The organism is Rhodococcus sp. G-MC3, assembly GCF_030063335.1.
Classification (GTDB): domain Bacteria; phylum Actinomycetota; class Actinomycetes; order Mycobacteriales; family Mycobacteriaceae; genus Rhodococcoides.
The window spans coordinates 125729-150214 of the sequence record NZ_JASISW010000009.1 but is presented as its reverse complement, the minus strand read 5'-3'; the positions used below and the strand labels follow the sequence as shown (position 1 = coordinate 150214).

The following is a 24486-nucleotide window of genomic DNA, read 5'->3' as shown; positions in this document are numbered from 1 at the left end:
AGCGAATAGCCCTCGATGGTCAAATCGCTCTAAAGTTGACGCCATGAGTGGAGACTGGCGAATCGAGACCGTAGGCGCGGTCCGTGCTCTGATCGAAACCGCGGCACCGGGGGTGACCGAGGAAGCCAAATGGCGAAAAGCGTCGAACCCCGACGGCGTACCGACTTTCGCCCTCGACGGGCTCATTTGCACCGTGGAGACCTACAAGGACAAGGTCAAGGTGACGTTTGCAAAGGGAGCCTCGCTGGACGACCCGGACGGGGTGTTCAATGCCAGTCTCGACGCCGGCACGCGACGGGCAGTAGATATCCGAGAGGGCGACACGCTCGATGCCGGCGCATTCGCAGCACTGATCCGCAGAGCTGTCGACTACAACCAGAGCTGACGCAGTAGCTGATCCGTACATTGATCTAATGGCATCCTCACGGTCGGTCTTGTACTTGCCCGCCGTGTACTCGCCCGCCGTGTACTCGCTCTGCATATTCATCGAGAACACACCGCCGACCTACCAATCGGTGGCGTCGCGACCGCGTGCAGGATGCAGCGGCCTTCGTATCGCGGATAACATTTCCACTGAATGAAAGTGCCGCTGGTCTCATCGAATGTCGTCCCGCACAGTGAGGGGGACCACAGCCGCGTAGCCCGCGGCGGATCGTTCGAGGAGATAGTCGTGACCACACCAACTGTTCGCACACGAGTCGGGATCATCGGAGCGGGGCCGGCGGGATTGATGCTCTCGCATCTCCTACACCTACGCGGAATCGAATCGATCGTGCTCGAGTCGCGGTCGAGGGAAGACGTCGAAGGCACGATCAGGGCGGGTGTGCTCGAGCAGAACACAGTCGACCTGATGGTGGATACAGGGGTCGGCGATCGCGTCAAGGCCGAGGGCCTCACACATTCGGGCGTCGAGTTCCGCTTCGCCGGTCAGGGCCGTCGCATCGACTTCGAAGGGTTGACCGGCAGGTCCGTCACGGTCTACCCCCAGCACGAGGTCCTGACGGACCTCATTGCGCGCCGTTTGTGCGACGACGGCGACGTTCGGTTCGAGGTCTCGGATGTTGCCGTCCACGATCACCTCTCCGACAACCCCACGATTTCTTTCGTTGGTAAGGACGGCGTTGAGGAGGTCATTGCATGCGAACTGGTCGCAGGTTGCGATGGCTCACGGACTGGAACAAGGTTTCTCATTCCGGAGAACACCGTGCGCACCGACCACTTCCGGCAGTACCCCTTTGCTTGGTTCGGCATCCTCGCCGAAGCTCCACAGACGTCCGAGGAACTGATCTACGCCCACCATCGGCGAGGGTTTGCGCTCTGCAGTACACGCACGGCCGACGTGCAGCGTCATTATCTGCAGGTCGATCCCGAGGACGGCGTGGACAACTGGTCCGACGACCGAATCTGGGACGAGTTGCATGCGCGAGTGGACGGTGACGGCGCGGAGGTGAAGGAGGGAAAGATCTTCTCGAAATCGATTCTTCGATTCCGCAGCTTCGTGTGCGAGCCGATGCAGCAGGGTCGACTCTTTCTCGCAGGCGACGCCGCGCACACCGTTCCACCGACGGGCGCAAAGGGAATGAACCTCGCAATTGCGGATGTGTACGTCCTCGCCAAGTCGATGGCCGCCTACTTCGAGTCGAAGGACGACAGCCAACTCGCGGCCTACTCGTCGACGGTTCTGCCGAGAGTCTGGCGAGCGCAGCACTTCTCGTACTGGATGACGTCCATGTTGCACACGATGCCCGATGCGACCACGTTCGACGTGCAGCGCCAAATCGCCGAGCTCGATACTGTGACCAGGTCAACAGCCGGACGGACATTGATCGCCGAGAACTACGTCGGGGTGGCTTTCGGCTGAGTGTTGGACATGATCGGGATGGGGATATCGTGTCCGAATGGACACTGGTCGGCGAAGCATGCTCTCGAGGGCATCGTCAGTTCTGGCGGCCTTCGACGCCGCTCAGCCGGCGTTGACCTTGTCAGGCATCAGCCGCCGCACGAGCCTTCCTCTTCCGACGGCGCATCGGATATGTGCGGAACTCGTCCGTCTCGGCGCCTTGGAGAAACGGGACGACGGCCGCTACCAAGTGGGAGTGCGGTTGTGGGAGATCGGATCTCTCGCGCCGCGGTCGCACGGACTTCGTGAACTGGCCTTGCCGATCATGGAGGACTTGTACGAAGCGACACACGAAAACGTTCAACTTGTGGTTCGCGAAGGTCTCGAAGCGTTGTACATCGAAAGGATCTCGGGCCGGGGAGCCGTCCGACTCAAAGGCCGGGCGGGAGGACGATTGCCGATCCATGCGTCGAGCGGCGGTTTGGTATTGCTTGCGCATTCCGGACCAGACCTCCTCGACGACGTTCTCTCCGCCGGTTTGAATCGAGTTGCGGTCAACACCGTGACGACGGAGCACGAACTGCGCACGCTGCTCGCCGACATCCGCCGCAGTGGGTTCGTAGTGTGCCATCGGTTTCTCGACGACGTCACCGTCGCCGCGGCAGCGCCCTTGACGACGGTCGAGGGATCCGTCGTCGCGGCGATGTCCATCGCGGTGTCCGTGAAAACCGATATTGCTCCCCTGATACCGGCTCTGAGAACCGCGGCGCGTGCCGTGTCGAGATCCCTTGGTTCGAACTGAGGGACGTCGATGCCGGCCCATAGGGCTGGTCTCATCCCTTGCATGAAGTGCCCAGAGACGTGGAAATCAATACATCTCTGAACTATCGCGTTGATTGCGGATACAGTTCAGGCGTGAACGACAAGGCGGACGTGGAACCTTCGGGGCTGACATTCTGGTCGTTCATCGACCGAGCGAACGAGAAGCTGCGCTCGGAGTACGGCTTCGAGCATCAACTCGCAACCGAGCTACTGCTGACGCTCAACCGGGCGTCGAACATCGTCACGTACGACTTCGAGGCTTCGGTACATCGACCGCACGGTTGGTCATGGTCGTCGTTTCGACTTCTTTTCGTCACCTGGCTGGCCGGGCCTATCGAACCCAAGCGAGCAGCCGAATTGACCGGCATGAGCCGTGCCGCGGTGTCGAACTTGTCGAAGACTCTCATTTCGGACGGGGTGCTGGCGCGCACCCCTGACGAAACGGACGGGCGCTCGGTTCGACTCGCGCTCACCGACGTCGGACACACAAAAATTGTCGCGGTCTTCCGCCAGCAAAACGACCGTGAACATGCCTGGGCCAGTGTTCTCACCGAACCTGAACAGCGAATTCTCATCTTGCTGTTGAACAAACTCATCACCGATCGCAGCCAGTTCGACGTCCGCGGCCGAAATTAGCGCGGTGTACCGCGAGCTCACGTCGGTATTGCGCTCGGCTTATAATTGTAGTTAAGCTATGTATTAAATAGCTACGGCCGAACAGGAGCGTCCAATGGCCTACTACCGGCACGTCGGCAACATTCCGCCGAAACGTCATACTCAACACCGCGGCCCGAGCGGTGAGTTGTACATGGAGGAGTTGATGGGCGAGGAAGGCTTTTCGTCCGACTCGTCGCTTCTGTATCACCGCTACATCCCGTCGGCCATCGTCGACGCCGCGGTATGGGATCTTCCCGACCACCGCACGACACCCAACCACCCGCTCAAGCCGCGGCATCTGAAGCTTCACGAACTGTTCCCCGAAGCGGTGGTAGCCGACACCGACGTGGTCACCGGTAGACGATTGATCCTCGGAAACGGCGATATCCGGATCTCCTACGTCGTCGCCGCGAGAGAGTCACCGCTGTACCGAAATTCGATCGGTGACGAGATGGTGTACATCGAATCCGGTGCCGCGACGGTGGAGACCGTATTCGGCGCGCTCGACGCAGTGCAGGGCGATTATGTGTTGATTCCACGCTCCACCACACACAGATGGATCCCCAAAGGCGAACTTCGAGCATATGCGATGGAAGCGAACAGTCATATCGTGCCTCCCAAGCGATACCTGTCGAAATTCGGCCAACTGCTCGAGAACGCACCGTTCTGTGAACGCGATCTGCACGGTCCGTCGGAACCATTGCTCGCCGACGGCACCGACATCGACGTGCTCGTCAAGCATCGTGGGTCCGCGGGCGTCGTCGGAACCCGGTACGTCTATGCAAACCATCCCTTCGATGTCGTCGGTTGGGACGGTTGCCTTTATCCGTACACGTTCAACATTTCCGACTACGAACCCATCACCGGACGTGTGCACCAACCCCCGCCCGCACACCAGGCCTTCGAAGGCGACAACTTCGTCATCTGCAACTTCGTTCCGCGGAAGGTCGATTATCACCCACTGTCGATCCCGGTGCCGTACTACCATTCCAACGTCGACTCCGACGAGATCATGTTTTATGTCGGAGGCGACTACGAAGCCCGCAAAGGTTCGGGAATCGGCCAGGGTTCCATCTCCATCCACCCCGGCGGGCACGCACACGGGCCACAGCCCGGCGCGTACGAGCGCAGCATCGGTGCTGAATTCTTCGATGAATTGGCTGTCATGGTCGATACGTTCCGGCCGCTCGAACTCGGCGAAGGTGCACTTGCGTGCGAGGATGCCGGTTACGCGTGGACCTGGGCCGGACGGGGTCCTTCGTGATGACGACTGAAAACGCGCGTATCCCACTGCTGTTCCGTGGGCTCTGCGACGATGCAGCCCTATTCCCTCCCGGCAATGTCGCGCTCGATGTTGCTGTGCCGCAACATATCGACTACGTCACATCTGCCTTCTCCGACCTGGTGGGCACCTTTGTTTTTCCGGCAACCAGGCTGAGCGAGCTCACCCCTCCTCCTAGCCCCATTCGCCTGTCCTTGACCGTTCCGGAGGGGCCGGCCGCGGTGGCCGAAGCACTCGAAATCGCCGTGCGGATCCACAACGTGACGGTGGTCGCGGTCGAGGTCCCGGTCCCTGAGGGCGCTGGCATAGACGTCCTCGGCAAGATAGACCCGTCGATAGAGGTGTGCATCGAAATTCCCAGGGGACTCAGGCGCGCCGAGATCTTCGATGCGGTGGACGAGCGAGGATACAAAGCGAAATTCCGTACCGGGGGAGTCACGGCGGACGCGTGTCCCGACGAAAACGAACTGGCCCAGGCAATTCACGAGGCCACTCGTCGCGAAATCGAGTTCAAAGCAACGGCCGGACTGCACCACGCGATCAGGAATACTCGCTCCGACAACGGTTTCGAACAGCACGGTTACCTCAATGTGCTTCTCGCCGCGCAAGCCGCGCACAGTGGCGCCCGCGTGGCTGATCTCGTGTCGATCCTCGCGAACAGGGAGGCCGGGAACCTGGCGAAGGCCGTGTCGGCAATCGAGGGCTCGCGAGCATTCCTGTCCTTCGGCACCTGCAGCATTCGGGAACCACTCGACGACCTCATTGCGCTCGGACTGATCGACCCCATGTGAGGAGGGGCGGACAGACTCACGATGCCCGCGCTCGCCAGACGAAAGAGAAATACCGTATGACCCGAATCGATATCCAGGCCGATTCCCAGTTCGGAATCGACAATCTTCCCTACGGCATCTTCAGTACTGCAGATGCCGGTAAGCGCGTCGGTGTTCGCGTCGGCGAGATGGTCGTCGACCTCGCCGTTGCGTTGAAGGACGGCATCTTCGCTCAGTCGGTCCTGAACCCGTTCATGGCTCAGGGGCCAGATCGTTGGGTTGCAGTGCGCAGACAGCTCACGGATTTGCTCACCACGAACACGGTATCGGCTCAGGCAGTGCACCCCGTCGATACAGTCACGCTGCACATGCCCTTCGATGTTGCCGACTACGTCGACTTCTATGCCTCCGAGCACCATGCAAGCAATCTCGGACGTCTGTTTCGCCCTGACTCCGACCCACTGATGCCCAACTGGAAGCATTTGCCCGTCGGGTACCACGGTCGTGCGGGCACGGTGGTCGTGTCGGGAACCGATATTCCGCGTCCGAGCGGTCAACGAAAAGCTCCCGATCAGATTGCCCCGTCGTTCGGCCCCAGTACTCGACTCGACATCGAGGCAGAGATGGGGTTCGTCGTCGGAGTTCCTTCTGCACAACCGATCTCCACCGATCGGTTCGCGGAGCACGTCTTCGGCGCCGTCATCCTCAACGACTGGTCTGCCCGTGACATCCAGGCCTGGGAATACGTTCCACTCGGCCCCAACCTGGGTAAGAGCTTCGCAACCTCGATCTCGCCGTGGGTGGTGCCGATGCTTGCGCTGGAGAACGCACGCATTCGGACACCGACGCAGGATCCGACGCCGTTGCCCTACCTGCAGGAAAAACGGTCATGGGCGCTGGACATCGATCTGATCATCGAATGGAACGGCCACGAGGTCTCTCGGCCTCCGTACCGGGAAATGTACTGGTCACCGGCTCAGATGCTTGCTCACGAGACCGTCAACGGTGCCACGTCGCGAACCGGCGATCTGTTCGGATCGGGCACCATCTCCGGACCCGAGAAGAACCAGCGCGGAGCATTCATCGAACTCACCTGGGGCGGAGAAGAACCCGTCACAGTCGGGAACGAAACTCGGACGTTCCTCGAGGACGGTGACGAGGTGATCGTATCGGCGTCCGCCCCCGGCCCTGGCGGTTCTCGCATCGGGTTCGGCGACGTCAGAGGTCGAATCACCTCGCCGAAGTGCTAGAGCAAGGCCTGCCTTGGTCGACCAGTTCGCGATCGTTCCCCAGGTCGAAATGTTGGCGTTGCCGGAGATGCTCGACATCGAGCAAATGGATTCAACGGTGTGAATTACGCCGTCAGATGCGGGTACTCCGGAAGCCGGTGTTGAAACGCCAATATATTCGGGTTGGCCACGACACCGTCCTGCACCTCGATAGCGCGTTTGATGACGTCGTCGGAGGACCACGCTTCAGGCCCGTCGAGAACTACCCTTATGAACGGCATAAGTGATTCGCTGATCTCCCAGGTTGCCGAATCCCACAGATAGGACGGGCTGTGGTCGACGGCGTAGTAACGAACATTGTCGCCGACGGTGAACATCGGGTCGACGAACGATGTAGGCCGCGCCCATTCGAACCCCATGCCCTCGTCGCACGACACATCGACGATCAAAGTTCCCGGATTGATCGTATCGAGATCCTCGTTCGTCAGGAAAGTCAGCGGAGCGTTCGTGTCCTGCAGCACGCAGTTGACGATGATGTCGTGGTCACCGAGAAATTCGGACAGGGGAACACGTCCGGTGTCGGTGAGGGCGCGGCTGTGGCGTGGGTTCTTGCCGTCCAGGTCGAAATTGACGATCCGAGCGGAGTGAATGGGGGATCCGACGGCGGTGACTCCACGCTGGGTGAGGACGTCCACATCGTGTATCCCGTGGGCGTTGAGTGCCGTCACCGCACCGCGCGCGGTGGCGCCGAAACCGATCACCGCAGCTCGCAGACGGCGGCCGTAATCTCCTGTCGAGCCGACGAGCTGGAGCGCATGCAATACGGAGGAGTAGCCCGCCAACTCGTTGTTCTTGTGGAACACATGCAGATTGAACGCACCTTCGGCGGTCCAATGATTCATGGCTTCGAACGCGATGAGGGTGAGTCGACGGTCGATCGCGATCTGCGTGAGCTTCTCGTCCTGTACGCAGTGCGGCCACCCCCACAGAATCTGTCCGGTTCGGAGTCCTGCCAGGTCAGCTGCCTGCGGCTTCGGTAGGAGCACGACGTCGCAGGTGTCGATGAGTTGCGTTCGACTGACCACGCCGGCCGAGAGGCCCGCTATGTATTCGTCGGAGATGCCGAAGGGTTCGCCGTAGCCGCTCTCGAAGTAGATTCGACTTCGCAAGTCATCGGGAATTCTGTCGATGTGAAGCGGATGGATTGCGAGTCGACGTTCGTTCGGTTTACTGGACCGTGACGTAACGCCGAGGGTGAGCTGGTGCACAATGGCCCCTTCGGTTGACTACAGTCAACCACACCTAGCCTTTGTCGATTGTTGCCACTTCGTCGCCGGAATTTTCATCAAGGAGTCGAAAGGGTGCCTTCAGACCCGACTCCGTTCGCGCCGGGCGTGTTGGTATGGATCGCGGCAGTCGTCGGCCTGCTCGCGCGATGTGCGTAAGCGAATGATGGGATGATGACGATCGAATGGAATGGGCTGTCCGACTTCCCGGTGGCTACCGAGTTTTTTGCCGGCGCACTGCACATCACGTCGACGGCAGACGGCATGCAGCCGATGCGGTTGCCTCAGTGGGCGCTCGACCAGGTCGACGACAGCCGACTTACGATGGCGGCGACACAACCGTCGGGGGTCCGATTGGTTCTGCGAACAACGGCGACAGTAGTCGAGGTAGACGTTCTTCCAACCAGGGTGATCTATCCAGGGACACCGCCTCGACCGGTTGGCATCTTCGACTTGCTTGTGGACGGTGCGCCCGTTTCACAGACAAGCGCCGATCGCAGCAACACCGTCTCCATCGACATCGCAACCGGTGCCACGACCCGCACAGCAGGGCAGCCGTCGACCCTGCGTTTCGATGGACTGCCGGATCGCGACAAAACAGTTGAACTTTGGCTCCCGCACAACGAAATGGTGTGTGTCGTTGCCATCCGTGCCGACGCTCCGGTCACGCCGGGCCGACCAGAACCGCGTCGCTCGTGGTTGCACTACGGCAGTTCCATCAGCCAGGGGTCGAATGCCAGCAGTCCATCCGCAACGTGGGCTGCGCTCGCATCAAGGACTGCAGGTGTCGAGCTGACGAATCTGGGTTTCAGCGGAAGTGCCCTCCTCGACCCATGCATTGCCCGCGTGCTTCGGAACTCTCCGGCTGACTTCATCAGCGTGAAGATCGGAATCAACCTGGTCAACACCGACGTCATGCGGCTGCGTGCATTTGGTCCTGCTGTCCACGGCTTCCTCGATACCGTTCGCGACGGCCATCCGGAGACGCCACTACTTGTCATCTCTCCGCTCTATTGCCCGATCCACGAGGACACTCCAGGACCTGGTGCCTTCGATATCGATGCATTGCGCAGCGGCACAGTCCGATTCGTTGCCACTGGCGATGCTACGGAGTTGGAGGCAGGCAGGCTCACGCTGCGGTCGATTCGCGCCGAGTTGAAGAAGATTGTAGAACAGCGAAAAGTCCGCGACGCTGCGCTGCACTACTTGGACGGACTGGATCTCTACGGACAAGCGGATTTCGCCGACTTCCCGCTTCCCGACGCGTTGCACCCGGATGAGAATGGACATCGCCGAATTGCAGAACACTTCACGTCGATTGTGTTCGCTGGGGACGGTCCGTTCGGCGTAGCGAACACTCGCTGATCAAGACCGGGAATACCCACACTATTGGTGTTGGAGGGCCTGGTCGCCGAGCCCCCAATGCGTGAGGTGCCGGTGATGAACCAAGCTCACTCGGTCAAGCAAGTGTCCTTTCCTACCGACGCTGAGTCGCTTACGACGCCATGGGTCGACGCTCACCTCTGCGTGCCGATTCCACGTGATCGAAATTCACCCGGCCAATCCCCGTGAGTGGCATCTCGTGGGTACGACTCCCGCTACATTTGTGTTCGTGGAGCCAAGGGCGTCGAAAGTGGATTTCAAGAAGACCATCGCGGCATACTCTGCGCGAAGCGGCGAATTCCAGATCGTCGATGTCCCACACCTTCAATACCTGATGGTGGACGGGTCGGGCGATCCGAATACCTCGGACTCGTACACGAACGCGCTCGGAGCGCTGTTTCCGATTGCCTACACGCTCAAGTTCGCCAGCAAGCAGCAACAGGAGAAGGATTACGTCGTGATGCCGCTGGAAGCGCTCTGGTGGGCCGAGGACATGGATTCGTTCACGGTCGAACGCGACAAGTCTCGATGGCACTGGACCGTGATGATCATGGTTCCCGACTGGATCGACCATGGGATGGTCGAAGAGGCCGTCGGCACGATCGGAAAGAAATGCACATCCGCGAAGAAGCCCATCCCGTCACGCCTCGAGGACGTTCGGTTGAGTGACCTTTCCGAGGGGCAATCGGTGCAAACACTTCACCTCGGCCCCTACGACGACGAGGCAGGAATCCTTGCGAAGATGCACGAGGAATTCATTCCGAGGTCGGGCCTGCGGATGACCGGACAGCATCATGAGATCTATTTGAACGACGTCCGTAGGACCGAACCGTCCAAGCTTCGAACAATCCTCAGGCAACCCGTCGTCGCAGCAGGGGAGTATGTCTCGACCGAGGGGTAGGCCCAATGCGAACTCGAGGAAGTATCGACGAGTTCGAGAACCTGGAGCGAGTCGGGATCAGAGGCGTCCGCGGAGTATCGAATACCAGTAGACCCGGGGCAACACGTAACGATCGAATGCCCATGCCGAGCGGCGTGGTTTCAGTGGATCGAGGAACGATGGCAGTGACGACACGAGAGACCCTCTCCTGTCGAACTCGGCTGCGATCAATCGGTGTGAATCGAGTGGAATCGGCGCAACCGTATACCCGTCGTACTCGGTAAGCGTGTCACCCTTTCTCGCAGCCGAAATGTTGTCGACGAGTATCGAAACCTGTTGTCGCAAAGCGCCACCCGACGGATCGGTCTCCACTGCGGCGCCGTCGCCGACGGCCCAGAGATCTGGGTGCTCCCGGTGCCGGAAGGTTCGAGGGTCGATGTTCACGAGTCCGTGCGAACTGCCGTCGGTCAAACCGGTTCGCTCGAGCCATTTCTGGCCGCGAAAGGGCGGAACGAGATGCAGAAAGGCATAGTGGAACTCTTCGGTGGTGCCGTCGTCGTGAGTCGCGACGAGTCTGCGCTCGGATGGGCGTATCGAGGTGACGGCGGCTCGTTCGACAACACGAACGCCCAGTTCGTGAAGGCGGGTCAGCAACCTCGAATCGAGATCCGGTATTCCCATCAACTGTGGGCGATCCACCAGCAACGTGATGTTCACGCCGGGGAGTTTGCCGTCGCGCTTCCATTGCGCGGCGGCGAGAAACAATGGCTTCAGTGTTGTCCCGGTGCAACTGACGGGAGACCTCGGAACGGTGAAGATCGCGTGACCACCGTGGGGCATGGACTGAACGAGCGACCATGTCTTCTCTGCGCGATCGACGTAGTTGCTGGCAACAGCGGGCGAATCGAGGGCGTCGTCGATGCCATGCAAAGCCTCGTGGTCTGGAACCAAGCCGGTCCCGAGTACCAAGTCGCGGTATCGGTAGCGGCGGCCAGTGGAGGCGGTGACGATGCGCGCGTCGACATCGATCGACGTCGCTGACTCTTCGATCCAGCGGCACTGACGGGGGGTCACCGAACGCTGTGTGCGTTCGGCGGTGCGCAGTGAGGCTTGACCCGAGCCGACATACGAAAGCAAAGGTCTGTAGGTGTGTACCCGCTGAGGTTCGATTACAGCTACATCGGAGTAGCCCCTGCGAATCAAGCGAGCCGCCGTACTCACCCCGGCGTTGCCGCCGCCGACAACGATCACATCGAACGAAGTGGCGAATTCATTGGTCATCGCACCGCAATACCCTCCGAATCGATCCAAAAACAATTGCAGCGCTGTGATTCACGCCTAGTTGTGCTTGATCTCAACTTGGGACAGCACCGGTCCCGACCCGCACTGTGGCGGGCCGAGCGGCTGCTGGTTTGCTTACTTCCCTGACGAGATGACGTCTTTCGCGATTGCTGCCAGCCGTGTCTGCGCGGCTGAGACGACCCCGTGACGGTTCTTGTTGGCTTCCTCGAAAGCCAGAACGGCCCTGACGTCGCGGGGATCCGTCAGGTCTTTGATGGACGCGACCGACTCGGAGACGTTCAGCGAGTCGTAATCGTCGACTGGAAGTTCTTCGGGTTCGAGGATCCCACCGGCCTCGCGTGCCGCGTGAATAGCGTCAGCGACGGACTCCGCCCCCTCCGCTCGTGTGACCTCCTCGGCAGCTTCCAGAGCCGCGTCGCGGCTCGCCGAGAGGGTCTTGACTGCGACGTCGCCCGCGTGTGCGCCGCGACCGAGCAATTCAGTCAACCTGTTCGGTGTGGTCCGCGCAGCGTCGAGAGCCCGATCCAGGCCTCGCGCCGACCACGTCGCCGGGGCGTTGACGATCTTGACAGCACTTCCCGCTGCAGCCTGCAACGGAGTGCGGCGCAGCGCAGCAGGCCCGCCGAGTGCGTCCTCGGCGAGAACCGTCTCCAGCCACTCGACTGTCGCGCTATGGGCTGTGATCAACCGATCCGCCAGAGCTACGGCGGTAGGTTCGCTCGCTTCGGTGGCGAGGGCCTTGATGTACTTCGATCGGCTCAGCAGTTGGTGCTCGAGTGCGAGATCTCCCAGCAACGCCTCGTCGAACGGCTGGGCCTGCTCGGCGAGGGTCTTGAACAGCGCCAGCGTCCGTCCTACGAGAGGTCCGACGACATCAGGGAGACCACCCAGGTCGCGAAGTGTCGACTCGATGGCCTCGGCTCGGTCACGACCGTTCGACGCGTTCTGCGTCAGCTCGGTGCGCACTGCCTCCGTACGCGCTTGAATCACGCGAGACTCGGCAACCTGTATCTCCGTGCTGGTCAGCTGTAGTACGGCCCGCAACTGTGCGAGCAGAGTAGATGTGGACATCTGCGCTCCTTCGGTTGAGTGGGTCATCCATGAGTGCGTCGGATACTGCGACTGCACCGTAAGCGGTGTTACCCGGCAGTAGGGAAGCGAAACTAGCCTGTGATCTGCGCCTCGAGGGATATTCAGTAACATCCTCGGCAACGATGACCACATTTCGGCTAGGAGAACCGCCGTGCGCACTCTGATCGTCACCGCTTTTGTCTCGATGGACGGCGTCATGGAAGGACCAGGTGGCGAGCCCGGCTACCGCAACGCCGGCTGGACGTTCAAAGATGTGGAGTTCGATGCCGCCGCGTACGAGATCAAGGGCCGCGAACAGAACGAAACAGCTGCACTGCTTCTCGGGCGGACGTCTTACGAGGCCTTTGCATCGGTGTGGCCGACGATGGACGATTTCGCCGGGTACAACGCAATGCCGCGATACGTGGTGTCGACGTCTCTCGAAACCGATGATGCTCGCTGGCCTGCCACCGTCCTACGGTCTCTCGACGATGTCGCCGCTCTCAAGGAAACCGAGGGTGGTCCGATTGCCGTTCACGGAAGTGCCACACTTGGAAAAAGTCTCGCCGACGCCGGTCTCGTCGACCGGTACCACCTGCTGACGTTCCCTTTGTTGCTCGGCGCAGGAAGGCGGCTGTTCAGCGACTCGGACAAGGACGCGACCGCGCTCCGGCTGGTGGAGTACGAGGCGTTTGGAAACGGTGTCCAGAAGCAGATCTTCGATGTGATTCGCTGAACTGAGCTTGCTGGCATGAACTCGCAGTGGTTGCAGAAATGCACGTCCTGATTCGACAGGAGTCAACGCGGCGCAGCAGTTTTTCTGGGTCCACGGGTCGACTTCGGCTTGCCGGGAGCCTGCAGTCCCTCCATCACCAGACGCAGGTACTGATCCGCGAGCTGCTCGGCAGACAAGGCGCCCGCGGGATCGAACCAACGAACTGCCACCCACACGGAGTCACGAAGAAAGCGATACGCGATGACCGGATCGAGGTCGTCTCGGAACGCCCCTTCCGAGATGCCGTCCTCGATGACTTTGACCCAAATTCTCCGGACGTCGGCCTCCGCTGTGGTGAGATACGCGAACCGCGGGAACTGCGACAGGTAAGTACGCTCGTTCTGGATCACGGTGATCGCCGCGCGGTGCGGTCCGAGTGACACGAAGGCTGCAGTGATCAAATCTCGAAGCGTGGCCACCGGGACTTGCTTCCGGTCGACGATGTCTGTGTAGGTCGCCATGAGGTTGTCCAGATAGCTGGACAATATCTCCTCGATGATCGTCTCTTTCGAGTCGAAGTGGTGATACAAGCTCCCGGACAGCACCCCGGCCGCGTCGCCGATCTCGCGAACCGTCGTAGATCTGAAACCCCGCTCGGCGAACAGCTCGGCTGCAATTTCGACCAGTGCCTGGCGCCTCTCCGACCCCTGGCCGTTCTGTTCGGTCGATCGGGCGCCGCTTCGACTGCCACCGCTTCGGGCGGGCGAGGGCGTCGTTCGAGATCGTTTCGGTGATGCAGCCATTGCCGAATTATCCACTTTCTACTACCCGAGCACTTGGTTGGGGGCGCGGTGGTCGGGGCCGAACAACCCTGCCGCATGTTCGAGTCGTCCGAGCTGACGGCTCGCGCTTCCGAACAACAGCGAACTCGCGTGCGCACGTTTGAAATACAACTGCATGTCGTGTTCCCATGTGATCGCGATACCGCCGTGTAGTTGAACGCAGTCGGCAGCAACCGCAGCGAATGCCTCGGAGCAATACACTGCCGCGATGGCCGCCTCGTCACGCCAGCGCGTCGAGGTATCGTGCGCGCGAGCGGCCGAATACGCTGTCGCTCTGGCTGTCCGGACGAGCACGTGCAGGTCTGCCATTCGGTGTTTCAACGCCTGGAAACTGCCGATCGGCCGTCCGAACTGGATTCGCGATTTCGAGTACTCGATCGTCGACTCCAGACATTGCGCGGCCGCACCTACTTGTTCGCCTGCCAGTAGGATTCGTCCCCAGTCCACGGCGTCGTCCAGTGCGGTGTCGGCATCGCCGAAGGGGACCGGTACGCCCGACGCGTCGTCGAATGTCACCGTATAAAGGGCTCTCGTCGGGTCCATCGCTGCGCCGTCCGAGCACGTGACTGCGGGTGATCGCGCCGATACCTCGAATATCCGCACGCCTTCGCCGGAGGATGCGGCCACGAGAAAAGTGTCGGCGGATGCAGCGTCGAGGACGTAGTGAGAGCGGCCGGTGAGCGACCAACCGTCCTTGTAGACGGCGTCGACCAATGCCGAACCGCCGGTCCAGTCTCCGTCGGGGGCCGCGGAGCACACGGACACTATCGATTGCCCTGATGCAATCGCGGGAAGAATCCTGTTTCTGACGTCGACGTCGTCGCTTTCGAGGATCAACGCTGCAGCGATACCGGAGGAGCCCAGTGCAGGGGAGGGGGTAAGCACCCGGCCCAGTTCCTCGGCAACGATCATTGCCTCGACAGAGCCGCCCCCAGCGCCGCCGTGCTGCTCAGGAATGGACATGCCTCCTGCACCGATCTGTTCGCACAAGGCAGCCCACAGCCGCCGATCGAAGCGGTCTGGGGACTCCATCGCCAACCGGACCGACCCCGGCGGCGAATATTTCTTCAGCAGAGCGCGCAGCGAGTCCGCGAGCATCTCCTGGTCTCCGTCGAGGACACTCACCGGGCCTCCAATGCGGTCACAGGGCCTCCAGTACACGTTGCCGATGAACGGCCGCTGTGCCCCAAGCGGACTGGAGTGCGCGAACCTTGGTGATCCACAGCGACAAATCATATTCGCTCGTGTAGCCGATTGCGCCGTGTACCTGCAAAGCAACTCGGCTCGATCGATACGCCGCGTCGCCGCACGCAATCTTGGCAGCAGACACATCGCGCTGCAAGGTGGGGGAATCCGCAGCAACCGACAGCGCAGCGTTGTACAGAAGTGGACGCGCGAGCTCGAGTCCGATCATGACATCGGCAAGCTGATGCTTCACTGCCTGGAACGACCCGATCACCCGCCCGAACTGGCGACGCGATGTCACGTATTCGGCACTGCTGTCTAGCATTGCCTGTCCCGCGCCGAGAAGCTGCGACGCGATGCCCAGTGTAGCGAGAAGCTCGGTTGCAGCTCGCGCCGCTCGAATATCGCCTGTGAACCCCGTGGCGTCCTCGGCTGTGTCGTGAACGACGCCGACCTCGCCGACCTTGCGCGTCGGATCGATCGAATCATGCACGGAGACGATCGAAGCCGTGGACACTGCGTCAGCCGAGACGCTCAGAACCAGGTCCGCCACGGCGGGGTCGATGGCGAAAGGCATTGCAGGATCGAACGCCAACGTGGCAATCAGTTGTCCCGAACACAGTCCGTGCAACCACGTGCGGCGGCGCTCAGGATTGTGCGTGTCGACGCATCGAAGCAGCGACGGCACCGCGACGAGAGATTCGACGACCGGGCCTGGCACTGCCCACTTCCCCATTCGCTCGAGCGCGACCACCATGTCGAGAGGTTCGGCATCGGAACCATCGAACTCTGCACCGATGAGAAGACCTGTTATCCCGGTGTCCGACAGCGACTTCCACAATGTTCGGATCGGGGCGACGTCGCCCGCAGCCAGTGCTCGGCTGACCTTTGGTACATCGGCATCGCGGAGCATCGAGTCGAGGCTGGACGCAAAATCGACTCTGGACGAGTCCAATGCGAATCTCATCGGTCCGCCTTCGGTAGGCCCAGCAACCGCTCGGCGATGACCGTGCGTTGAATTTCGTTGGTGCCGGCATAGATCGGTCCCGACAGCGAGAAGAGATAACTGTCGGTCCATGAACCTGCCAGCTCACCGCTGCTTCCCAAGATGTCCAGTGCCGTCTCGTGCAGTGCGATGTCGAGTTCGGACCAGAACACCTTGGTTACCGAGGATTCGGCACCGAGAGCGCCGCCTTCGGTGAGCCTGGTGACGGTGCCGAACGTGTGCAATCTATAGGCCTGAGCGGCGATCCAGGCGTCGACGACGCGACCTGCCAGTGCAGTGTCCGCCGGATCGGCGGACTCTTTGAACAGTGATACCAATTTTTCCGCCGCCGTCACAAATCGACCAGGGCTGCGAAGAGACATGCCTCGTTCGTTGCTCGAGGTGCTCATCGCGACCCGCCAACCATCCCCGACGCTGCCGATCACGTCGGAATCGGGGACGAAGACCTCATCGAGAAATATTTCTGCGAACCCGGGTTCGCCGTCGAGCTGAGCGATCGGGCGCACCGTCACACCGTCGGCGCTCAACGAAAACATGAAGTAGGTGAGACCTCGATGGCGTTCGGCCGAGGAATCCGAACGAAACAACCCGAAGGCCCAGTCTGCAAAACTTGCTCGCGAGCTCCAGGTCTTCTGCCCGTCGAGAATCCAGCCGCCGTCGACCCGTCGGGCAGCGGACCGTATTCCGGCAAGATCGCTTCCGGCCTCCGGTTCGGACCACGCCTGCGCCCAGATGTCCTCGGCGCTGGCCATCCGGGGGAGGATACGAGCAAGTTGTTCGTCGGTTCCGTGCGCGAACAGTGTCGGCGCCAGAAGAAAGATGCCGTTCTGGCTCACCCGAGCCGGGGCACCCGCCGCGTAGTACTCCTCCTCGAACACAACCCATTCGAGCATCGTCGCCCCGCGTCCGCCGAACTCGTCGGGCCACGACACCACCGAGTAGCGGTTCTCGGCGAGCAGCATTTCCCACTGGCGATGCGCCTCGAAGCCGACTGAAGTATCGAGAGAAGGCAACGCCGTCGCTGGCACGTTCGCGCGGAGAAACGCGCGCGCATCGTCGCGGAACGCCTCTACATCCGCGCCGAGATCAAGATTCATCTTCTCCTCACTCAGCCCGGTGGACCGGCGCAGCCGCCGAGTTCTTCATGGATCTGGCGTTCATCCCGCCGAGGGAGTCCGCAGACACCTCGGCATTGTGAGAGTGGGCGAAGTGATGAAGCCCGAACACCGAGTCCATTCCTGTTCGTAGACCCATCACGTCTTCGCATTGATTGACTGCCTTCTTGGTCAACGCGAGTCCGAAGCCTGGCATCTCGGCGATCTGCTCGGCCATCGCCCTTGCTTCGGTTTTCAAGTCCGATCGTGGCACAACGCGATTGATCATTCCCCAATCGAGCGCCTGCGCAGCGGTGAAACGTTGGCCGGTGAACAAAATTTCCTTGGCGCGGCGCGGCCCGAGTACCCACGGATGCGCAAAGTATTCGACACCGGGAATCCCCATCCGGACAACGGGATCGGAGAAGAACGCGTCGTCACTCGCCACGATCATGTCGCACACCCAGGACAACATGAGGCCGCCCGCAATACACGCGCCTTGGACGACGGCGATGGTCGGTTTGGGTATCTCACGCCAACGTCGGCACATTCCCAGGTAGACCTCCATCTCCCTGGCGAATCGCTGATCTCCACCGGTCTTGCGAACATGATCCCACCACAGAACGGCTCTGTTCTCGAAATGCTCGTCGACGTCGCGACCCGGTGTTCCGATGTCGTGGCCCGCCGAGAAATGTTTGCCGGCACCCGCAAGGAGAATGACCTTCACGTCGTCGTCCTCGACGGCGTCGGTGAACGCTCGGTCGAGCGCGTACGTCATCGCGGAATTCTGAGCGTTGCGAAAATCTGGTCGGTTCATGGTCACCGTGGCAACGCCGCCGCGAACGTCGTAGGTAACGACGTCGATTTCTCTATCGTCGGTCATCGGAGCTCCTCGCGCAGAACACGTTTCAATACCTTTCCGCCCGCATTGCGAGGCAGTTCTCGTCGTAGTTCCACTGATGTCGGTACCTTGAATCCAGCAAGGCGGCTGCGGCTGTAGGCGATCAGGTCGTCGCCGGCGACGTTCGCTCCAGGGGCAGGCACCACGACGGCCACTCCGACCTCACCCATTCGGTGATCCGGTTTTCCCACCACCGCGACATCGGCTACACCGTCGAACTCCAGCAGCACCTGCTCCACCTCCGCCGGGTAGACGTTGAAACCGCCCGAGATGTACATGTCCTTCAACCGGTCGGTGACCGTCAGATATCCGCGGTCATCGAGTGTTCCGACGTCTCCGGTGCCGAGCCAACCGTTGTGGTCGACGGCGGCTGCCGTCGCGACGGGATCGTCGAGGTATCCGAGCATCACGTTGGGTCCGCGAAGCTGGATTTCGCCATTATCTCCAATACGGATCTCGAAACCGGCGGCCGCGCCGCCCGAGGTGGACGCCACCGTGTCGTCATCGTCTCCCGGCCTGCACATCGTCGCAACAACAGCTTCGGTGAGGCCGTATGCGGTGAGGATTGTCTCGAAGGTCAATTCGTCCCGCATTCGCTCGATCAGGCGTACGGGTACCACCGCTGCTCCCGTCACGGCGAGACGAAGCGACGACAGGTCGAGATCGCGCCGTCCGGGATGATCGAGGATGGTGGAGAAAATCGTCGGCGCTCCTGGCAGCACCGTGATGCGGTGCTCGACGATCAAGGCCAACGCGGTGTCCGGATCGTAGACGGCCATGGGGTAGATCGTTGCTCCTACCGTCAGCGCAGCCAGTATGCCTGCTTTGAAACCGAAGCTGTGGAAGAACGGGTTGACGACGAGGTAGCGATCTTGTCGTCTCAATCCGGTGCACTCAGCCCACGCACGTGCAACGGACAACGACTGCCGGTGTGCACTCATCGCGCCTTTGCTTCGGCCCGTGGTGCCCGAGGTGAAAAGGATGTCACCGATCGTGTCTGCGGTGACTGCAGAAGCCCGTTCGGCGACAACCGATTCCGGGGTGCTCACCGCGAGTTCGGGAAGCCGGTCCCACGACACACCGGCCGAATCGGAGGCCCGCGATTGCGCGTCCATTGGGAAGGTGACAACGTTCAGACCGGGGAGTGCACCGAGATCGAGTTCGGCCGAGCGGTCTACTCCAAGGAACACCTCCGGCACCACGAGCAAACGCGCGCGGGTCCGCTTAAGCAGTTCGGTCGCTTCCGCCGTCGTGTACCGGGTGTTGATGGGAATCAATACCCCGCCTGCGTGGTGGGCGGCCAAAGCGCTGATGACCCACTGATAGGTATTGGGCGCCCAGATGGCGACGGCATCGCCCGGTTGCACTCCGAGCGTGCAGAAAGCGCGAGCAGCCTCGAGCACGACATCCCGTAGTTGGCCGAACGTAATTGTTCTGGAACCGTCGACGATCGCATTGTCGTCACCGAAAGCAGCAGCAGCGTGCGCCAACGCACTCGGGGTGGTCTGCCCATATTCCGTCACTGTCAACTCCTAGCTGAGCAAGGGCTTGGTTTGTTAACGTACCCGAATGGACGCGGATGAGGGAAGAGTCGGCAGTGAAGGGCTCGGTGACGAATCCTTTCGTCGATTGGTTCGAGAGTGGCTGAGCGATAACCTCACCGGTGACTTCGCCGAGCTGAAGGGTCTCGGCGGACCCGGGCGAGAACACGAGGCTTTCGCCGAACGCCTCGTCTGGGACCGGCATCTCGCGGCGTCGGGGTGGACATGCCTCGGCTGGCCCGTCGAGTTCGGAGGTCGCGGACTGAGCGTCGAGCACCAAGTGATCTACCACGAGGAGTACGCACGCGCCAACGCGCCGGCCAGGGTGAGTCATATCGGCGAGGAACTACTGGGCCCGACGCTGATTGCATTCGGCACCGATGCACAACGCGCACGGTTCCTGCCGGGGATCAACACTGTCGGTGAGTTGTGGTGTCAAGGATATTCGGAACCAGGGGCAGGCTCGGATCTCGCCGCGGTCACGACGTCCGCTGAACTGGACGGCGACGAGTGGGTCATCAACGGGCAGAAGGTGTGGACTTCGCTTGCACACTTGGCCGATTGGGCCTTCGTGATCGCACGGACCGTAAGAGGATCCAAGCGACATGCAGGTCTGTCGTACCTTCTCGTCCCGATGAAACAAGACGGAATAACAGTCCGTCCGATCACTCAGCTGACCGGAACATCGGAGTTCAACGAGGTCTTCTTCGACGGCGCCCGGACCGATGCCGACCTGGTGGTCGGCGAGGCAGGCAAGGGCTGGTCCGTTGCGATGGGAACGCTAGGCTTCGAACGCGGCGTGTCGACGCTCGGGCAGCAGGTCGGTTTCGCGAGAGAACTCTCCGGGGTCGTCGACGTCGCCCGGCGTAATGGGAGCATCGACGATCCGGTGCTGCGGGAGCGACTGACGAGAGCCTGGATCGGCCTGCGGGTGATGCGCTCGTTTGCCCTCACGACCCTCGGGGGTTCGAGTTCCGGGGGTGAGGATTCGATCTCCAAACTGCTGTGGGCGAACTGGCACCGCGGGCTGGGTGAGCTCGCGATGGACGTCGTCGGCGCACCGTCTCTGCTCGCTCCGGGAGGCGAGCTCGACGAGTGGCAACGCCTTTACCTCTTCACCCGCGCGGACACGATCTACGGCGGGTCCAACGAAATACAGCGAAACATCATCTCCGAGCGAATTCTCGGACTTCCGCGAGAGGCGCGACTGTGACTACAACGAACTCGGATGAGGAGCCCACCCGCGGACGTTTGTCGGTGCCCCCGGCGGAAACTCCAGGACACGGTTTGCTCGACGGCCGGGTCGTCGTCGTGACGGCGGCCGCAGGTACGGGGATCGGCAGTGCCACCGCTCGCCGTGCACTTCTCGAGGGCGCCGATGTCATGATCTCCGACGTCCACGCCCGGCGGCTGGAGGCCACCCGTAGCGAACTGGCCGCACTGGGGTTGGGAAGAGTGGAGGCACACACCTGCGATGTGACCTCCACGAGCGATGTCGACGCGCTGATCTCGGAGACGGTCGCTGTATTCGGTCGTCTCGACGTCCTCGTCAACAATGCCGGGCTGGGAGGCGAGACGCCGGTGATCGACATGACCGACGAACAATGGTCTCGCGTGCTGGATGTGACGCTGAACAGTACGTTTCGCTGCACGCGTGCAGCACTCGAGTACTTTCGTAGAGTGCCGCACGGCGGGGTCATCGTCAACAATGCCAGCGTGCTCGGGTGGCGCGCACAGCGCGGCCAAGCGCACTACGCAGCAGCAAAGGCAGGGGTGATGGCACTGACGCGCTGCAGCGCCGTCGAGGCCGCCGAATACGGCGTGCGTATCAACGCCGTGGCACCGAGCATTGCCAATCATGCTTTTCTGGCGAAGGTGACCTCCGAGGACCTACTTGCTCGGCTGGCATCCGACGAGGCCTTCGGACGCGCAGCCGAGCCGTGGGAAATCGCGACCACGATCGCATTCCTCGCCAGTGACTACTCGACCTACCTCACCGGGGAGGTCGTGTCGGTGTCGAGCCAGCGAGCTTGAAAGGGCAGCGAGCTTGAAGGGGTTACCGCGCGCCGTAGACGGACACCGGAGCTTCGGCTCTCATCAGTAGATCGTCGACTGCGGTTCCGACCATGGACGGGTCCCAGCGTTCGCCGTTGTTCACGGACGGCCCGTGACGCCACCCCTCGGCCACACCGATGATGCCGCCTTCCACCTCGAAAACACGGCCGGTGACCCGCGACGAGTCGGTACTCCCGAGCCATACGACCAGCGGCGATACGTTTTCGGGTGCCATCGCGTCGAAACCTTCTGCGGGTGCGGCCATGTCGCTGGCAAACGCATCGGCGGTCATGCGGGTGCGCGCGGCAGGGGCGATGGCATTGACCGTCACTCCGTAGCCTGCAAACTCGCTGGCCGCGACCAACGTCAATCCGGCGATACCCGCTTTGGCTGCCGCGTAGTTACCTTGCCCGACGCTTCCCTGCAGGCCTGCCCCGGAGCTTGTGTTGACGATGCGCGCATCTACCTTTCGGCCTGCTTTGAACTCTGTACGCCAGTAGGCCGCGGCATGTCGCAGTGGGGCGAAATGACCCTTGAGATGCACGCGTATGACGGCATCCCATTCGTCTTCACCGAGGTTGGCCAACATTCGATCACGGAGGAATCCTGCATTGTTGACCAGTACGTCCAACGTACCGAAGCTATCGACCGCGGTGTCGATCAACCGCTTGGCACCGAACCAATCGGCAACGTCGTCGTTGTTCGCTACAGCGGCACCGCCCGAGGCTCTAATTTCTTCTACTACGTCCTGAGCCGGTCCGGTCGACGCGTTCGAGCCATCCATCGATACGCCGACGTCGTTGACGACGACACGGGCGCCCTCGGCGGCAAACGCCAACGCGTGGGCGCGTCCGATACCTCGTCCTGCTCCGGTGACGATAACTACCCGGCCTTCGCACAGTCCTGTCATAAGTGGTCCTTTGCATGCTCTGAATCGATATCGACATTGTCGGGGCGGGGAGTGTGTACGGCGTCGAGAAATGCGGGTCGCTCGCCTCCGCCGTGTACTGCCAGTAACGATCCGCTGACGTACGACGCTGCTGCGGACGAGAGAAAGACGGCGCTCGCGCCGACGTCGTCGGGAGTCGCCAAACGGCCGAGGGGCACTGTTCGTTCCACGGCCCGCACCGAGTCGACGCCACCGTAGTGAAGTCCGCTAAGTTCGGTTGCGACCATTCCCACTCTCAGAGCATTGACGCGGACTTTCGGCGCCCACTCGACGGCGAGTGAGGTCGTCAGGCTGTCCAGTCCCGCCTTCGCTGCTCCGTAGGCGGCAGTGCCAGGGGATGGCCTCGATGCACTGACACTGCTGATCATCGTGATCGATCCGCCGTTCTCCTGTTGCTGCATAACCAGGTTCGCTGCTTGGGAGACCAGCAGCGGAGCCAACAGATTGAGTTCGACGATCTTGCGATGAAAGTTCGCGCCCGCGTCCGCCGCCATCGCGAACGGAGCACCGCCCGCGTTGTTGACCACGGCGTCGAGCCGGCCGTGGCGCTTCACGATCTCGGCGATCAGTGCGCTTACCTGGTCCTCGCGACGGACGTCGCACGGCAGGAAATCGGCTGTCCTGCCCGCGAACTCGACTGGTGAAACCGGTTCGTGCCGCGCACAGGCTACTACCAAGTATCCCGCATCGAGAAAGGCGCGGGAGATTCCGGCCCCGACCCCGCGAACACCACCCGTGACGAGCGCGACCCGCGGGTGCTCCTCATTGCCCACCTGTACCTCCGGTTCGTGTGCGGGTTCAGGCGAACTCACCGAGTTCGCCACGTCTTCTGTGCTAACTTACCAAGCACATGCTTGCTTTGGGCGGCAACGGTGAGGATTCGATTTGACTGTCACAACTTCTCGACCAGAACCCGGAATCGTCGCGGTCACCATCGACTGCCCGCCGGTGAATGCGCTTCCGGTTCAGGGCTGGTTCGACCTCGCGAAATCTATCCGTGAGGCGGGGGAGGACCCCGCAACCCACGTCGTGATTCTGCGCGCAGAGAACCGCGGATTCTGTGCAGGTGTCGATATCAAGGAAATCGAAAGCTTTTCGGGCTACGACCATCTCATCGGGGCCAATAAGGGATGCGCGGCAGCGTTCTCGGCGGTCTACGACTGCGAGGTGCCCGTCATCGCAGCGGTGCAGGGGTTCTGTCTCGGCGGCGGAATCGGACTCGTCGGCAATGCCGACGTCGTCGTGGCCTCGACTGATGCAACGTTCGGGGTTCCGGAGGTCGATCGGGGAGCTCTCGGAGCCGCCACGCACCTCGCTCGGCTCGTTCCGCAGCATCTCATGCGCACCCTGTACTACACGGCACGCCACATCGATGCAAAGACATTGCAGCACTTCGGGTCCGTCTACGAGGTGGTCCCGCGGAGCGAACTCGACGAGGCAGCGCTTCGCGTGGCTCGCGATATAGCAGCCAAGGACACCAGAGTGATCAGAGCAGCAAAGGAAGCGATCAACGGAATCGACATCCAGCCCGTGCATCGTAGCTACAGGTTCGAGCAGGGATTCACATTCGAGCTCAACTTGTCCGGCGCAGCAGACGAAGCACGCAGCGCGTCGGTGAAAAACAATTTCCGTGCCTCGAACGATGTGGGCACCTCGACCGAAGAAGGGCGATAGAC

At 61.5% G+C, this 24486-nt stretch carries 24 protein-coding genes; 13 read left to right on the top strand and 11 right to left on the bottom strand.

Annotated features, from left to right (window positions below):
* Window positions 1–43 precede the first annotated feature (43 nt).
* The 7 genes from QMK17_RS12585 (at window position 44) to fahA (ending at window position 6621) form a co-directional block, all read left to right on the top strand.
* Window positions 44–385, top strand: coding sequence for a DUF1801 domain-containing protein (locus QMK17_RS12585; protein WP_283509510.1), 342 nt, complete (start codon window positions 44–46; stop codon window positions 383–385).
* A 285-nt stretch (window positions 386–670) separates the two neighbouring features.
* A complete protein-coding gene (locus tag QMK17_RS12580; protein WP_283509509.1) occupies window positions 671–1861 on the top strand; it encodes a 4-hydroxybenzoate 3-monooxygenase in 1191 nt (396 codons plus the stop codon).
* A gap of 37 nt (window positions 1862–1898) precedes the next feature.
* Window positions 1899–2642: an IclR family transcriptional regulator gene (locus QMK17_RS12575; RefSeq protein ID WP_283509508.1), complete on the top strand. Its 744-nt coding sequence runs from the start codon at window positions 1899–1901 to the stop codon at window positions 2640–2642.
* A gap of 113 nt (window positions 2643–2755) precedes the next feature.
* Window positions 2756–3298, top strand: coding sequence for a MarR family winged helix-turn-helix transcriptional regulator (locus QMK17_RS12570; RefSeq protein WP_283509506.1), 543 nt, complete (start codon window positions 2756–2758; stop codon window positions 3296–3298).
* Between the two features lie 94 nt (window positions 3299–3392).
* Window positions 3393–4583 (top strand): homogentisate 1,2-dioxygenase, encoded by a 1191-nt coding sequence (locus tag QMK17_RS12565; protein WP_283509505.1) that lies wholly within the window; start codon window positions 3393–3395, stop codon window positions 4581–4583.
* Entirely contained in the window at window positions 4583–5392 is an 810-nt protein-coding gene (locus tag QMK17_RS12560; RefSeq protein WP_283509503.1) for a hypothetical protein, read from the top strand. The genes QMK17_RS12565 and QMK17_RS12560 overlap by 1 nt, the downstream gene beginning before the upstream one ends.
* Before the next feature lie 56 nt (window positions 5393–5448).
* Complete coding sequence (fahA, locus tag QMK17_RS12555; RefSeq protein WP_283509501.1) at window positions 5449–6621, top strand: fumarylacetoacetase; 1173 nt, start codon at window positions 5449–5451, stop codon at window positions 6619–6621.
* Window positions 6622–6725: 104 nt separating this feature from the next.
* Here the strand turns inward: fahA and QMK17_RS12550 are convergent, their stop codons facing one another.
* A complete protein-coding gene (locus QMK17_RS12550; protein WP_442972751.1) occupies window positions 6726–7868 on the bottom strand; it encodes a N(5)-(carboxyethyl)ornithine synthase in 1143 nt (380 codons plus the stop codon).
* Between the two features lie 192 nt (window positions 7869–8060).
* Here QMK17_RS12550 and QMK17_RS12545 point away from each other — a divergent pair, with 192 nt between their 5' ends.
* Window positions 8061–9251, top strand: a complete 1191-nt coding sequence (locus QMK17_RS12545; RefSeq protein ID WP_283509499.1) for an SGNH/GDSL hydrolase family protein — start codon at window positions 8061–8063, stop codon at window positions 9249–9251.
* A 268-nt stretch (window positions 9252–9519) separates the two neighbouring features.
* On the top strand, window positions 9520–10170 hold the full coding sequence (locus tag QMK17_RS12540; RefSeq protein ID WP_283509497.1) for a GyrI-like domain-containing protein: 651 nt from the start codon (window positions 9520–9522) through the stop codon (window positions 10168–10170).
* A gap of 57 nt (window positions 10171–10227) precedes the next feature.
* Here QMK17_RS12540 and QMK17_RS12535 read toward each other — a convergent pair whose 3' ends face one another.
* Window positions 10228–11430: an NAD(P)/FAD-dependent oxidoreductase gene (locus tag QMK17_RS12535; RefSeq protein ID WP_283509495.1), complete on the bottom strand. Its 1203-nt coding sequence runs from the start codon at window positions 11428–11430 to the stop codon at window positions 10228–10230.
* 135 nt (window positions 11431–11565) lie between these two features.
* Window positions 11566–12522, bottom strand: a complete 957-nt coding sequence (locus tag QMK17_RS12530) for a ferritin-like domain-containing protein (RefSeq protein WP_283509493.1) — start codon at window positions 12520–12522, stop codon at window positions 11566–11568.
* A gap of 172 nt (window positions 12523–12694) precedes the next feature.
* Between QMK17_RS12530 and QMK17_RS12525 the strand changes: the two genes are divergently transcribed.
* On the top strand, window positions 12695–13258 hold the full coding sequence (locus QMK17_RS12525) for a dihydrofolate reductase family protein (protein WP_283509492.1): 564 nt from the start codon (window positions 12695–12697) through the stop codon (window positions 13256–13258).
* 62 nt (window positions 13259–13320) lie between these two features.
* Here the strand turns inward: QMK17_RS12525 and QMK17_RS12520 are convergent, their stop codons facing one another.
* From QMK17_RS12520 to QMK17_RS12495, 6 genes are read right to left on the bottom strand one after another with little or no spacing between them, the layout of a single operon-like run.
* A complete protein-coding gene (locus QMK17_RS12520; RefSeq protein WP_283509490.1) occupies window positions 13321–14040 on the bottom strand; it encodes a TetR/AcrR family transcriptional regulator in 720 nt (239 codons plus the stop codon).
* A 21-nt stretch (window positions 14041–14061) separates the two neighbouring features.
* The gene (locus QMK17_RS12515) at window positions 14062–15204 is read right to left on the bottom strand and encodes an acyl-CoA dehydrogenase family protein (protein ID WP_283509488.1); all 1143 of its coding nucleotides are present in this window, start codon (window positions 15202–15204) and stop codon (window positions 14062–14064) included.
* A gap of 16 nt (window positions 15205–15220) precedes the next feature.
* Window positions 15221–16231 (bottom strand): acyl-CoA dehydrogenase family protein, encoded by a 1011-nt coding sequence (locus tag QMK17_RS12510; RefSeq protein WP_283509487.1) that lies wholly within the window; start codon window positions 16229–16231, stop codon window positions 15221–15223.
* Window positions 16228–17367, bottom strand: coding sequence for an acyl-CoA dehydrogenase family protein (locus tag QMK17_RS12505; protein ID WP_283509486.1), 1140 nt, complete (start codon window positions 17365–17367; stop codon window positions 16228–16230). The genes QMK17_RS12510 and QMK17_RS12505 overlap by 4 nt, the downstream gene beginning before the upstream one ends.
* Before the next feature lie 7 nt (window positions 17368–17374).
* Window positions 17375–18247 carry an enoyl-CoA hydratase gene (locus QMK17_RS12500; RefSeq protein WP_283509484.1) on the bottom strand — a complete coding sequence of 291 codons (873 nt, stop codon included), beginning with the start codon at window positions 18245–18247 and terminating at the stop codon, window positions 17375–17377.
* Window positions 18244–19788 carry a FadD3 family acyl-CoA ligase gene (locus QMK17_RS12495; RefSeq protein WP_283509482.1) on the bottom strand — a complete coding sequence of 515 codons (1545 nt, stop codon included), beginning with the start codon at window positions 19786–19788 and terminating at the stop codon, window positions 18244–18246. The genes QMK17_RS12500 and QMK17_RS12495 overlap by 4 nt, the downstream gene beginning before the upstream one ends.
* 46 nt (window positions 19789–19834) lie before the next feature.
* Here QMK17_RS12495 and QMK17_RS12490 point away from each other — a divergent pair, with 46 nt between their 5' ends.
* Window positions 19835–21019, top strand: a complete 1185-nt coding sequence (locus QMK17_RS12490; protein WP_283509481.1) for an acyl-CoA dehydrogenase family protein — start codon at window positions 19835–19837, stop codon at window positions 21017–21019.
* Between the two features lie 38 nt (window positions 21020–21057).
* The gene (locus QMK17_RS12485; RefSeq protein WP_283509630.1) at window positions 21058–21840 is read left to right on the top strand and encodes an SDR family oxidoreductase; all 783 of its coding nucleotides are present in this window, start codon (window positions 21058–21060) and stop codon (window positions 21838–21840) included.
* Window positions 21841–21862: 22 nt separating this feature from the next.
* On the opposite strand, the gene QMK17_RS12480 is transcribed toward QMK17_RS12485, so the two are convergent.
* Both QMK17_RS12480 and QMK17_RS12475 read right to left on the bottom strand, forming a co-directional pair.
* A complete protein-coding gene (locus QMK17_RS12480) occupies window positions 21863–22771 on the bottom strand; it encodes an SDR family oxidoreductase (RefSeq protein WP_283509480.1) in 909 nt (302 codons plus the stop codon).
* Complete coding sequence (locus QMK17_RS12475; protein ID WP_283509628.1) at window positions 22768–23583, bottom strand: SDR family oxidoreductase; 816 nt, start codon at window positions 23581–23583, stop codon at window positions 22768–22770. Before QMK17_RS12475 ends, QMK17_RS12480 begins: the two co-directional genes overlap by 4 nt.
* A 112-nt stretch (window positions 23584–23695) precedes the next feature.
* Between QMK17_RS12475 and QMK17_RS12470 the strand changes: the two genes are divergently transcribed.
* The gene (locus tag QMK17_RS12470) at window positions 23696–24484 is read left to right on the top strand and encodes an enoyl-CoA hydratase family protein (RefSeq protein WP_283509477.1); all 789 of its coding nucleotides are present in this window, start codon (window positions 23696–23698) and stop codon (window positions 24482–24484) included.
* The last annotated feature ends 2 nt before the right edge of the window (window positions 24485–24486 follow it).